At 55.1% G+C, this 12,852-nt stretch carries 12 protein-coding genes; 4 read left to right on the top strand and 8 right to left on the bottom strand.

Features of this window, described 5'->3' with window-relative positions; all coding sequences use genetic code 11:
* Positions 1-19: 19 nt before the first annotated feature.
* The 5 genes from ftsP to ACLJTG_RS06875 all read right to left on the bottom strand — a co-directional run bounded on the left by ftsP (position 20) and on the right by ACLJTG_RS06875 (position 6,199).
* Positions 20-1,432 (bottom strand): cell division protein FtsP, encoded by a 1,413-nt coding sequence (ftsP, locus tag ACLJTG_RS06895; protein WP_000010658.1) that lies wholly within the window; start codon positions 1,430-1,432, stop codon positions 20-22.
* A gap of 73 nt (positions 1,433-1,505) precedes the next feature.
* Complete coding sequence (plsC, locus tag ACLJTG_RS06890; RefSeq protein ID WP_000965730.1) at positions 1,506-2,243, bottom strand: 1-acylglycerol-3-phosphate O-acyltransferase; 738 nt, start codon at positions 2,241-2,243, stop codon at positions 1,506-1,508.
* A 256-nt stretch (positions 2,244-2,499) separates the two neighbouring features.
* Positions 2,500-4,758, bottom strand: coding sequence for a DNA topoisomerase IV subunit A (gene parC, locus ACLJTG_RS06885; RefSeq protein WP_021000788.1), 2,259 nt, complete (start codon positions 4,756-4,758; stop codon positions 2,500-2,502).
* A gap of 110 nt (positions 4,759-4,868) precedes the next feature.
* Entirely contained in the window at positions 4,869-5,735 is an 867-nt protein-coding gene (locus ACLJTG_RS06880; RefSeq protein WP_000998788.1) for a GyrI-like domain-containing protein, read from the bottom strand.
* Between the two features lie 71 nt (positions 5,736-5,806).
* Entirely contained in the window at positions 5,807-6,199 is a 393-nt protein-coding gene (locus ACLJTG_RS06875; protein ID WP_000731552.1) for a YgiW/YdeI family stress tolerance OB fold protein, read from the bottom strand.
* 151 nt (positions 6,200-6,350) lie between these two features.
* Between ACLJTG_RS06875 and qseB the strand changes: the two genes are divergently transcribed.
* The 4 genes from qseB (at position 6,351) to ACLJTG_RS06855 (ending at position 9,390) form a co-directional block, all read left to right on the top strand.
* Positions 6,351-7,010, top strand: a complete 660-nt coding sequence (gene qseB, locus ACLJTG_RS06870; RefSeq protein ID WP_001221574.1) for a quorum sensing response regulator transcription factor QseB — start codon at positions 6,351-6,353, stop codon at positions 7,008-7,010.
* On the top strand, positions 7,007-8,356 hold the full coding sequence (qseC, locus tag ACLJTG_RS06865) for a quorum sensing histidine kinase QseC (protein WP_000779327.1): 1,350 nt from the start codon (positions 7,007-7,009) through the stop codon (positions 8,354-8,356). Before qseB ends, qseC begins: the two co-directional genes overlap by 4 nt.
* 106 nt (positions 8,357-8,462) lie before the next feature.
* A complete protein-coding gene (locus ACLJTG_RS06860; RefSeq protein WP_058653009.1) occupies positions 8,463-9,044 on the top strand; it encodes an NAD(P)H-dependent oxidoreductase in 582 nt (193 codons plus the stop codon).
* Between the two features lie 31 nt (positions 9,045-9,075).
* The gene (locus tag ACLJTG_RS06855) at positions 9,076-9,390 is read left to right on the top strand and encodes a putative quinol monooxygenase (protein ID WP_000958587.1); all 315 of its coding nucleotides are present in this window, start codon (positions 9,076-9,078) and stop codon (positions 9,388-9,390) included.
* Between the two features lie 124 nt (positions 9,391-9,514).
* On the opposite strand, the gene parE is transcribed toward ACLJTG_RS06855, so the two are convergent.
* From parE to cpdA, 3 genes are read right to left on the bottom strand one after another with little or no spacing between them, the layout of a single operon-like run.
* On the bottom strand, positions 9,515-11,407 hold the full coding sequence (parE, locus tag ACLJTG_RS06850) for a DNA topoisomerase IV subunit B (RefSeq protein ID WP_000195318.1): 1,893 nt from the start codon (positions 11,405-11,407) through the stop codon (positions 9,515-9,517).
* Positions 11,408-11,434: 27 nt separating this feature from the next.
* Complete coding sequence (yqiA, locus tag ACLJTG_RS06845; protein WP_000105725.1) at positions 11,435-12,016, bottom strand: esterase YqiA; 582 nt, start codon at positions 12,014-12,016, stop codon at positions 11,435-11,437.
* Positions 12,016-12,843, bottom strand: a complete 828-nt coding sequence (gene cpdA, locus ACLJTG_RS06840) for a 3',5'-cyclic-AMP phosphodiesterase (RefSeq protein ID WP_000444735.1) — start codon at positions 12,841-12,843, stop codon at positions 12,016-12,018. The genes yqiA and cpdA overlap by 1 nt, the downstream gene beginning before the upstream one ends.
* Positions 12,844-12,852 lie beyond the last annotated feature (9 nt).

Genomic DNA, 12,852 nt, shown 5'->3' with positions numbered 1-12,852 from the left:
AGACCCGTACTCGGACGCTTTACGACGCCGGATTCACCAGCATTTGCCCAATCGAGCCGCGGTCAGCCATTTCCAGCGTCTGGCTGTTGAAATAGAACGGGAAGTGCGGCCAGGACGGCTGACCGTAATAGACCAGCAATTCGACTTGCCCATCCACCCAGACGGTATCTTTCCAGCCTCTATCTTCCGGGAACGGCATAGCGCCGTTGACGTTACGAATCAGGAAAGAGACGCCCTCAATATGGAACGACTGCGGCATATCGGCGCGTACCGTCCAGCGCTCCCAGGTGCCTTGTTGGGCGGTAATATCAATGCGATTCACATCCCACAGTTGGCCGTTAATCCCCGGATCGTCGCCAAGACTGATGTCCCGACTGCGGACAGGCGCGCCGCTCATGATCTCCGTCGGCAACAGACGCATCGGAAGATTATCGGTCACCAGCGGCAGCAATCCGGTTGGCCGTAACGTCAGCACCAGGGTCGAAACCAGAATACTGGAAGGCTCAAAGAAACCGCGAATCCGATCGACTATGCTGGCCGCTTCCCCGCAGGTGATCGAGACTTCGTCGCCGTTGGTCATATCAACCAAGATTTCACGTCGCTCGCCGGGCGCCAGTGACAACTGTTTGACGGAAACCGGCGCAGGTAAAAAGCCCTGATCGCCTGAAATCACATGCAGCGCCCGGCCATCGCTCATCTGAAGCTGATAGCGCCGCGAGTTCGAGGCGTTCAACAACCGTAATCGCACCCAGCCGCGGGACACTTCGACATAGGGGCTTTGCGCGCCGTTCACCAGCAGCGTATCGCCGACAAAACCACCGCTTCCCGGTTCGCTGTACTCCGGCGTCCCAAAGTTATCCAGCCGTTTATCCTGGATAATGACGGGAAAATCATCCACGCCGTAATGGTTCGGAATGGGCAGCGTTTTACTGATGTCGTCTTCGACCAGCCACATTCCGGCCAGGCCGTTATACACCTGCTGCGCAGTGCGGTTAGGCGTGTTAGCGTGATACCACAGCGTGGCGGCGCTCTGACGAATCGGCAGCACCGGCGCCCAGTCCGCGTTCGGCGACATCATACGCGCCGGGCCACCCATCAGCGGCCCCGGCACCAGTAAACCAGCAACCGTCATGGAGACATTTTCCGCCAGGCGGTTGCTATAGATGAGTTTAACGTCATCGCCTTTCCAGACGCGGATTGTCGGCCCCAGATAACGACCGTTCACTCCCCAGACCGGCGCGCGCGTGCCTTGCGTAAAGGACCAGTGCGCTCGCTGTAGCGTCATAAACAACGGCTGCCCGCGACGGGACTCCAGCAACGGCGGAACAGGCAACGGCTGTTGCTGACCGGCAGCATTCGCCCTGAGGGGAATCGCGCCTGCACATAGTGCGATTCCCGATGCCTGAAGAAACTGACGCCGACTGAATGACATATAAGCTCCATGTAAAACAGGCTAAAGAGTTGTGCCTGAAAAAATGATTTCTACAATAACAGAGTAAGACTGCTTAAACCTTACCGGTCGCTTCACGTTCCGCAACCTCTTTATCAAGTTCCGCGATTTTTTGCTCCATTAACGCACGGCAGTGGGCCGCCAGCTCGCGAACCTGGTCTTTACCATATTCGCTGACATCGACTGGCGGCAGCATTTCCACAATAACCAGTCCGTTGTTCAGGCGGTTTAGATTGACTTTGTTAGAGGTGTTGGAAACGCAGACAGGAATGATCGGCACACCAGCCGCGATAGCCGCATGAAACGCGCCGGTTTTAAACGGCAGCAGACCGCGTCCCCGGCTACGCGTACCTTCAGGGAACATCCAGATAGAAATACGGCGCTTTTTAAAATGGTTAACCACTGCCGCAATGGTGCTATGCGCTTTGGCGCGGTTATTACGGTCAATCAACAGATTACCGGTCAGCCAGTACAGTTGCCCAAAAAACGGGATCCAAAGCAGGCTTTTTTTCCCCACCGTCACCGTTGGCGGCTGCACAATATTCGCCGCCGTGACCATATCATAATTATTCTGGTGGTTAGCAATATAGATAGCATTGCCATAGTTTTCCGCGTCGGCGGGTTTGCGGCACTCCACTTTCAGGCCAAACAGCGGGGCCAGACGACCGAACATATGTCCAAACGTCGCCACGTGTTTTGGGTTACGTGGGCTGAAAAGGCAGTAAATAGAACCGAAAACACAGACCAGAATGGAGTAAATAACGGTAACAATAAGACGAAAAATATATAGCATAACAACCTCTGAAGGCCTAAGAGCCCGGCATTCTACGTCACCTGAAATTCAGGTTAGGATTTTGGTAAGTGTGGCTCTCTGGAAAAACGTATTGTTAATCGCAATGCACGAATAAACAACGGTTTTACGGGAAATTTTAATGTTAATCCGATCTGAAACCGTAGGCCGGATAAGACGCTACTGCGTCGTCATCCGGCAACGGCAGAGCGCCGGATGGCGGCTTAGATGCCTTGTCCGGCCTACGGGCGCCCCTGTCTTACTCTTCGCTGTCGCCATGACTTACGCGATGCGGCGAATCAATCTCAATGCGATCGATACGCTGCAGGCCGCGCATTAATGTGCCACGGCGTCCGCGTTCACCGACTACCTTTTGTAACTCTTCAGGGCGCAGTTTGATTTTGCGCTTCCCGACATGGATAGTCAGAGTGCTTTGTGGCGGCAGCACGTACAGGTGCGCCAGTCCATCATCGCCTTTCGCCGCTTCCGCAGAGGGGATATTAATGATCTTATTCCCTTTGCCTTTCGACAGCTGCGGCAGAGAGTCTACCGGGAACATCAACATCCGTCCGGCCTGGGTAATCGCCAGCAGCATATCGTGCTCGTCTTCAATCACCAGCGGCGGCATGACGTGCGCATTTTCCGGCAGTGTAATCAATGTCTTACCGGCACGGTTACGGGCAACCAGATCGTTAAACGTACAAACGAAGCCGTAGCCCGCATCCGACGCCATCAGCAGTTTCTGGTCATCGCCTTCCATCAGCATATGCTCTACGGTCGCCCCCGGCGGCAGCGTGAGTTTGCCGGTCAGCGGCTCGCCCTGCCCACGCGCCGACGGAAGCGTAATGGGATCAATAGCATAGCTGCGCCCGGTGGTATCAATAAACACCACCGGTTGATTACTCTTACCTTTCACCGCGGCTTTAAAGCTGTCGCCCGCTTTATAGTTAAGCCCCGGCGCATCAATATCATGACCTTTGGCGCTGCGCACCCAGCCCATCTGCGACAGCACGATAGTCACCGGTTCGGACGGCAGCATGTCGTGTTCGCTCATCGCTTTAGCTTCTTCGCGCTCACGCAGCGGAGAACGGCGATCGTCGCCATAGGCATCGGAATCTGCCTGTAGTTCTTTTTTCAGCAAGGTATTCATTTTGCGTTCAGACGCGAGAATGCCCTGCAACTGGTCACGCTCTTTTTCCAGCTCGTCCTGCTCGCCGCGAATTTTCATCTCTTCCAGTTTGGCGAGATGGCGCAGTTTCAGTTCGAGAATCGCTTCCGCCTGGGTTTCGCTGATGCCGAAACGCGACATCAGCGCGGGTTTCGGCTCATCCTCGTTACGGATAATCTCAATCACTTCGTCGATGTTGAGAAACGCCACCAGCAAACCTTCGAGGATATGCAGGCGCTTAAGCACTTTCTCCAGACGATAGTTCAGACGACGGCGTACCGTGTCGCGACGGAACGCCAACCACTCGGTGAGGATCTCCAGCAGGTTTTTCACCGCCGGACGACCATCCAGACCGATCATGTTCAGGTTAATACGGTAGCTTTTTTCCAGATCGGTGGTGGCGAACAGATGGTTCATCACCTGTTCCATATCCACACGGTTGGAGCGTGGCACAATCACTAAACGCGTCGGGTTTTCGTGATCCGATTCATCGCGCAGATCGTCCACCATCGGCAGTTTTTTATTACGCATCTGCGCAGCAATCTGCTCCAGCACTTTCGCGCCAGAGACCTGATGCGGCAGCGCGGAAATTACCACAGCGCCGTCTTCTTTGGTCCATACCGCGCGCATACGCACGGAGCCCCGCCCGTTTTCGTAAATTTTACGAATTTCCGCACGTGGGGTAATGATCTCCGCTTCGGTCGGGTAATCCGGCCCCTGGACGATATCCAGCAACTGATCCAGCGTCGTTTTCGGCTGCTCAATCAGCGTAATCGCCGCTTTCGCGACTTCGCGCAGGTTATGCGGCGGAATATCTGTTGCCATGCCCACCGCAATACCGGTGGTGCCGTTCAGCAGGATGTTCGGCAGACGCGCCGGTAACATTTTCGGTTCCTGCATGGTGCCGTCGAAGTTTGGCACCCAGTCCGCCGTCCCCTGACCGAGTTCGCTTAACAGCAGCTCGGCGTATTTGGACAGGCGGGATTCGGTATAACGCATCGCCGCGAATGACTTCGGATCATCCGGCGCGCCCCAGTTCCCCTGGCCATCGACCAGCGGGTAACGGTAAGAGAACGGCTGCGCCATCAGCACCATGGCTTCATAGCAGGCGCTGTCGCCATGCGGGTGATACTTACCCAGTACGTCACCAACGGTACGGGCGGATTTTTTAAATTTAGCGGTGGCGTTCAGCCCCAGCTCTGACATCGCATAGACGATGCGGCGCTGTACCGGCTTCAGGCCGTCGCCAATAAACGGCAACGCACGATCCATGATCACGTACATGGAGTAGTTTAAGTAGGCGTTTTCCGTAAATTCATGTAGCGCAAGGCGCTCTGCCATATCGCTCATTAACAGGGGATCCTCAATCTGCATGCTGACCGTTCGGACGGCAATATTGCCGCAGATAATACCCTATCTCACGGTCTGAGTCACAAACCGTGAGACAGGTGGCGAGGAAGTTAACGAAGCGGCAGATAGATATCCGTCAGCAGCTCATGTTCCGCGACCTCATGGACGAAATTCAGGTACTGGAAGAAGACCGGAAAATCGCGCGGCGTCTCACCGCTGGCGGGTAGCCATTCGCGGAATAAATACCACACGCTCTCCGGGAGGCTGTCGAGCGATCCCTGATGGCGCACCACCGCGCAGCGCCCGCCAGGAATCTCGCTATTCACCACGCCAACGTCATTTTCGGCTATCGGCTGGCGGACGCTGCCGCAGATATCAAAGCGGAATTGAGCCGGCGGCGTCGTCTGCGGGTCGTGCCAGGCAATACCAAAAGTTTGACTGCTGGCAATCGGCGACTGGCCCGTTTCGCGTCGCCATGCAATAAATTTCGCCGCGCTGGCGTTGACCTTATCCGGATGCCCCAGATGCGTCAGCATCGCGACGCGGGTAGGTGGAAATTCAACGATTTTTACGTCCATGACATGCTGCTCCTGTAACGCAAGTTTAGGAACGCGTTGGTGCCAGGCCAGCCAGTCCGGCGATTGCCGAAACCGGCACGGGCTTTGACCAAACGCGGTTTTGAAAGCACGTGTGAACGACTCCGGATTCTGAAATCCGGCATCCAGCGCGATATCGATAACTTTATCTTGCGGATTAAACGCCAGCCGCCATGACGCCCGGCGCAAACGCAACCACTGGATATAGCGATAGAGCGGAAGCCCGCTCCAGGTGGTAAACTGCCGGTGAAAATGAAACGGCGAACTGTGCGCCATCCGGCTTAACGCCTCAATCGACAGAGGCTCATCCAGATGACGCTCAATGTGGTCGCAAACGCGCCGCAGACGTTCGGAATAAGCCGCGCTGATCAGGTCATTCATCACTGCCTCCTTGTGGCCTATTCTGCCCACCGGGCGGCTGTGAATCCTGACCGATCTTGCGCAATGTGGGATTACGGATTCACTTTACGAATCTGTTTTACGTCGATTTCGACAGAGTTCCAGTCTTTATCCACTTCACCCTGAATTTCAACGGTATCCTGCGGGGTTACGGTCAGGCCGTTCCAGCGCTTGTGGTCAATATCCACATTGATAGTACCGGTCGCATCTTTAAACACATACAGGTCGTCGGAAATGCGCTCGACGATATTCCCGCGCAGCGTTACCCACGCATCGTCACGCAGCGATTTAGCGCTCTCTACCGTCGTGCTGCTGCCGTTCGGGCCGACAAATCCGCCGCCTTGCGTTTGCGTCGCCGACGGGCCGGAGAAACCGCCCTGCTGAGCCGCCAGAACCGGGGTAGAACACAGTGCCATAACGGCAACGATTGCAGCTAATTTTTTCATGATTACTTTTCCCTTTCATGTCGTTTCAGATCCATTTAATAAGGTAATCCTTAACAACTTCTTAAGGCAAAAAAAGAATCTTTTTTTCTGTACATCGCCTGCGGCGACAAGGTTAACTGACGGCAACGCGAGTTACCGCAAGGAAGAACAGATGCGAATTTTACTGGTAGAAGATGACACACTTATTGGCGATGGCATAAAAGCGGGCCTGAGTAAAATGGGTTTCAGCGTCGACTGGTTTACCGAGGGACGCCCGGGCAAAGAGGCGCTTTACAGCGCGCCTTATGATGCGGTTATTTTAGATTTGACGCTGCCAGGCATGGACGGACGGGATATTTTGCGCGAATGGCGCGAAAAGGGTAAACAGGAACCGGTGCTGATCCTGACGGCGCGCGACGCGTTAGCAGAGCGTGTCGAGGGGCTACGTCTGGGCGCCGATGACTATTTATGTAAACCTTTCGCGCTCATTGAGGTCGCCGCCCGTCTGGAGGCGCTGGTACGCCGCGCCAGCGGTCAGGCCAGTAGCGAATTGCGCCACGGCCAGGTGACGCTCAATCCAGGCAATCTCGTCGCGACGCTTGCCGGCGAACCACTGGCCCTAAAACCAAAAGAGTTCGCGTTGCTGGAACTCTTACTGCGCAACAAAGGTCGCGTGCTGCCGCGCAAGCTTATTGAAGAGAAGCTGTATAACTGGGATGACGACGTGTCCAGCAATGCAGTGGAAGTCCATGTTCATCATTTACGCCGCAAGCTCGGCAGCGAATTTATTCGCACCGTACACGGCATCGGCTACACCCTGGGTGACGCATGAAATTGACGCAACGTCTCAGCCTGCGCGTCAGGCTGACGCTTATTTTCCTGATTCTGGTCTCCATCACTTGGGCAATTTCCAGTTTTGTGGCCTGGAGAAAGACGACGGATAATGTCGACGAGCTGTTTGACACACAGTTGATGTTGTTCGCCAGACGGCTTAGCACCCTCGATCTTAACGAGATCAACGCCCCGCAGCGCATGGCGCATACGCCAAAGAAATTAAAACATGGGCATATCGATGACGATGCGCTGGCGTTCGCCATCTTTTCCGCTGATGGCAAAATGTTGCTGCATGATGGCGACAACGGTCAGGATATTCCGTATCGCTATCGCCGGGAAGGTTTCGACAATGGCTATCTGAAGGATGACAACGACCTCTGGCGTTTTTTGTGGTTGAACTCGGCGGACGGCAAGTATCGTATCGTCGTCGGTCAGGAGTGGGATTACCGCGAAGATATGGCGCTGGCGATCGTAGCGGCGCAATTAACGCCGTGGCTGATCGCCCTTCCCTTCATGCTGCTGATTTTATTGCTCCTGCTTCACCGCGAGCTCAGACCGTTGAAAAAACTGGCGCAGGCGCTACGCTTCCGGTCGCCGGAATCGGAAACGCCGCTCGACGCCAAAGGCGTACCGAGCGAGGTTCGCCCACTGGTCGAAGCGCTTAATCAGCTTTTTAGCCGCATCCACTCCATGATGGTGCGCGAACGGCGATTTACCTCCGACGCCGCCCATGAATTGCGCAGCCCGCTGGCCGCGCTGAAAGTACAAACCGAGGTGGCGCAGCTCTCGGGCGACGATCCGCTATCGCGTGATAAAGCGCTGACCCAGCTCCATGCGGGGATCGATCGCGCCACGCGGCTGGTCGATCAGCTACTGACGTTATCGCGTCTCGACTCGCTCAATAATTTGCAGGATGTAGCGGAGATTTCGCTGGAAGAGCTGCTGCAGTCCGCGGTAATGGATATTTATCATCCGGCGCAGCAGGCGAATATCGACGTGCGTTTACAGCTTAACGCCCATGACGTCATACGTACCGGCCAGCCGCTACTCTTAAGCCTGTTAGTGCGTAACCTGCTGGATAATGCGATTCGCTACAGTCCGCAGGGCAGCGTCGTCGACGTTACCTTACATGCCCGCAGCTTCACCGTCAGAGATAATGGCCCCGGCGTAGCGCCAGAGATTCTGACGCATATCGGCGAGCGTTTTTACCGCCCGCCAGGCCAAAGTGTGACCGGCAGCGGTCTGGGATTATCAATCGTCCGCCGCATCGCTACGCTGCACGGCATGACGGTGTCGTTTGGCAACGCCGCGGAAGGTGGATTTGAGGCCGTAGTACGCTGGTAGCAGAGATTTTTGCCAAAAACGCAAAAGACTTTGCACATTTTGCTAATTTCACCGCACCGCCCGTCAGCGTAGAATCAGCAGCAAACGCATTTCTTGAGGACACAAAATGAGTAACATCCTGATTATCAACGGGGCGAAAAAATTCGCGCACTCCAACGGCCAGTTAAATGACACCCTGACCGAAGTTGCCGATGGGCTTCTGCGCGATCTGGGTCATCAGGTTAAGATCGTCCGCGCCGACAGCGACTATGACATTAAAGAAGAGGTGCAGAATTTCGTCTGGGCTGACGTGGTGATTTGGCAGATGCCAGGCTGGTGGATGGGCGCGCCATGGACAGTAAAAAAATATATGGATGATGTCTTTACCGAAGGTCACGGTACGCTCTATGCCAGCGATGGCCGCACGCGTTCCGATGCCACTAAAAAGTACGGTTCCGGCGGTCTGGTGCAGGGGAAAAAATATATGCTGTCACTGACGTGGAACGCGCCGATGGAAGCATTTACCGAAAAAGATCAATTTTTCCACGGCGTAGGCGTAGATGGCGTCTATCTGCCATTCCATAAAGCCAACCAGTTCCTGGGCATGGACGCGCTGCCAACGTTTATTGCCAACGACGTGATTAAAATGCCGGATGTTCCGCGCTATACCGCAGAATATCGCAAGCATCTGAGCGAAATTTTTGCTTAACTGGTCATCCTGGAATTAGAAGGAGTTAACCATGCTTACCGTCATTGCCGAAATTCGCACACGTCCGGGCCAACATCACCGTCAGGCCGTCCTCGACCAGTTTGCGAAAATTATTCCAACCGTTCTTAAAGAAGAGGGGTGCCACGGTTACGCGCCGATGGTGGATCATGCCGCGGGCGTGAGTTTTCAGACTCTGGCGCCTGACTCGATCGTGATGATTGAACAGTGGGAAAGCGTTGCGCACCTTGAGGCGCATCTGCAAACCCCGCATATGAAAGCCTACAGCGACGCGGTAAAAGACGATGTGCTGGAAATGAATATTCGTATTCTGGAATCCGGCGTTTAAGTTATTACCCTCGTCTGACGTCGCCCTGATGCGATGCGCAAGTGTCGCCATCAGGCTGCGGCGTCATGTCGGATTCGCTTATCCGGCCTGCGCCGCGCAGACCGGATAAAGCGTGCAACAACCGTTACACGTCGAGATCCGCGAGATCGCCTTTTTCCTGTAGCCAGTTGCGTCGATCTTCAGAACGTTTCTTCGCCAGCAGCATATCCATCATCGCGTTAGTACGCTGATCGTCTTCATCGCTAATGGTGAGCTGCACCAGGCGGCGAGTATTCGGATCAAGCGTGGTTTCGCGTAACTGCATCGGGTTCATTTCACCCAGGCCTTTGAAACGCTGTACGTTCGGCTTGCCTTTCTTACGCTTCAGTTGTTCCAGTACGCCCGCCTTCTCTTCTTCCGTCAGCGCGTAATAGACCTCTTTACCCAAATCGATACGGTATAGCGGCGGTAGCGCGACATAGACATGACCATTCTTCACCAGCGCGCGGAAATGTCTGACAAACAGCGCGCAAAGCAGAGTAGCGATATGCAAACCATCGGAGTCCGCATCCGCCAGGATACAGATCTTGCCGTAGCGCAGCTGACTCAGATCGTCGCTGTCCGGATCGATACCGATCGCCACGGAAATATCATGCACCTCTTGCGAGGCCAGCACTTCATCGGAAGAGACTTCCCAGGTGTTAAGGATCTTACCTTTGAGCGGCATGATCGCCTGATATTCGCGATCGCGCGCCTGCTTGGCGGAACCGCCTGCCGAATCCCCTTCCACAAGGAACAGCTCGGTCCGATTAAGATCCTGCGCGGTACAGTCCGCCAGTTTCCCCGGCAACGCCGGACCGCTGGTGAGCTTTTTGCGCACCACTTTTTTTGCGGCGCGCAGTCGCCGCTGCGCGCTGGCAATCGCCATCTCTGCCAGTTGTTCCGCCGCCTGCACGTTCTGGTTCAGCCACAGGCTGAAGGCATCTTTCACCACGCCGGAAACAAATGCCGCACATTGACGCGACGACAGACGCTCTTTGGTCTGCCCGGCAAATTGCGGGTCCTGCATTTTCACGGAAAGCACATAAGCGCAGCGATCCCAGATATCTTCCGCCGACAGTTTGACGCCGCGCGGCAGAATATTGCGGTATTCGCAAAATTCGCGCATCGCGTCGAGCAACCCTTGACGCAGGCCATTCACGTGAGTGCCGCCCTGCATGGTCGGGATCAGGTTGACGTAGCTTTCCGTCAGTAATTCGCCGCCTTCCGGCAGCCACAATAGCGCCCAGTCAACCGCTTCCGTTTCACCGTTAAAATTACCGATAAACGGCTTTTCCGGCAGCGTCGGCAGGCCGTTTACCGCTTCGCCCAGATAGTCGTTCAGACCATCCTGGTAGCACCAGCGCTGCTCGCTGTTATTCACTTCATCTTTAAAAGTGATTTCTACGCCGGGACACAGCACCGCTTTTGCTTTCAGAACGTGCATTAAGCGAGAGACAGAAAAACGCGGGCTGTCGAAGAAACTTTCGTCCGGCCAGAAATGCACGCTGGTGCCAGTATTACGTTTACCGCAGGTGCCGACAACCTGCAAATCCTGCACTTTTTCGCCGTTTTCAAACGCGATGTTATAGACCTGACCGTCGCGGCGCACGGTCACTTCCACGCGCTTTGACAGGGCATTTACTACCGAAATCCCCACCCCATGCAGACCACCAGAGAACTGATAGTTCTTATTGGAGAATTTACCGCCGGCATGAAGCCGACAGAGGATCAGTTCTACCGCCGGAACCCCCTCTTCCGGATGGATATCCACCGGCATCCCGCGTCCGTCGTCAATCACTTCCAGCGATTGATCGGCATGTAAAATGACATCCACGCGTTTGGCGTGACCTGCCAGTGCTTCATCCACACTATTATCAATCACTTCCTGACCCAAATGGTTGGGGCGGGTCGTATCGGTGTACATCCCCGGGCGGCGGCGTACCGGCTCAAGCCCAGTGAGTACCTCAATGGCATCAGCGTTATAAGTTTGCGTCATGGTTTAATTAGCAATTCGAATTGATTGTCAGCAACTGTGCAGTCCAAGAAAATCGACAATCTGGTTGAAATAATCTTCGAAGCCCGTGAATGCGTGATTACCACCCTCGGTCACTGTCTGACGGCAGGAGGCGTAATATGCCACCGCCTGGCGGTAATCCAGCACTTCATCGCCCGTCTGTTGCAGTAGCCAGATCAGGTCCGGCGCTTCCAGCGGGTCAATCTGCATGACTTTAAGATCATAAATATGGCGAGACTCTAGCACATATTGCTGCCCGGTGTAGGGGTTCTCGTTCTGACCGAGATAGTCGGTCAGTAATTCAAAGGGCCGCACGGCGGGATTCACCACCACAGCCGGCAGCATAAAACATTGCGACAGCCAGGTGGCGTAATAACCACCCAGCGACGATCCTACCAGCCCTAATGGCGCACCGCCATGCTCAAGCACGAGAGATTCCAGCAACTCCGCCGCATCGGCAGGATACGGCGGTAGTTGAGGGACGATCATCTCAACATGCGGATGACGCTCCGCCAGCCAGTTTTTTAGCTGGCACGCTTTTGCCGAGCGAGGGGAACTGTTGAATCCGTGCAAATAGAGAAGCGTAGACATCAGTATCCTTCCGAAGCGGTATCGGGTCGGAACCGGGTATCCTGCAGGCGATGCACTTCCGTCTCCAGGACGCCGTTCGCCCGGAGCTCCAGCGTACGCCAGCCCGGCGCGATAGTATCCAGCGTAAAGTTCGCGCAGTGCGGTTTGAACTGTACGCAGGTTGACGGCGACGCCAGCAGACGCCGTCCGTTCCAGTCGAGATCCAGCTCCTGGTGAATATGTCCGCATAGCAGATACTTTACACGCGGGAAATTCGCCAGCACGCTATCCAGCTCACCAGCATTACGCAAGCTGTGCTGATCCAGCCAACTGCACCCTGCCGGCAACGGATGGTGGTGCAACAGGAGCAATGTCTGTCTCTCTGGCGCATCGGCGAGCTTACGCTCAAGCCATTCCAGTTGGAACTCGCTCAGTTCGCCATGCGGGACGCCAAACACCTGGCTATCCAGCAACAAAATCTGCCATTGTTCACCGATTAACACGCGTTTAGCCGGGGAAATCCCCGCCTCTTGCAGCGCGCTGTACATTGCCGGCTGAAAATCATGATTGCCCGGTAGCCAAACGCAAGGCGCGCGAAAGCTTGCGATACCCTCAGCAAAATGCTGATAAGCCGCAGCGGATTGATCCTGCGCCAGATCGCCGGTGGCCACGATCAGATCATATTCATACTGTTGCGCCCGAATAGCCTCCAGCACGGCCTGGTAACTTTCCCAGGTATTGACGCCTAACAGCGTTTCATGCTTTTCGGCAAACAGGTGAGTATCTGTAATTTGTAAAATCCTGACTCGGGCCTCACCAGCCAGAGGTAGGGTTAACAGGCTTTCCAAATGGTGTCC

Origin of the sequence: Salmonella sp. SAL00672, from assembly GCF_046552175.1 — a bacterium.
Lineage (GTDB): Bacteria > Pseudomonadota > Gammaproteobacteria > Enterobacterales > Enterobacteriaceae > Salmonella > Salmonella enterica.
The sequence above is the reverse complement of the archived record's forward strand: the minus strand, read 5'-3'. Positions and strand labels throughout refer to the sequence as shown.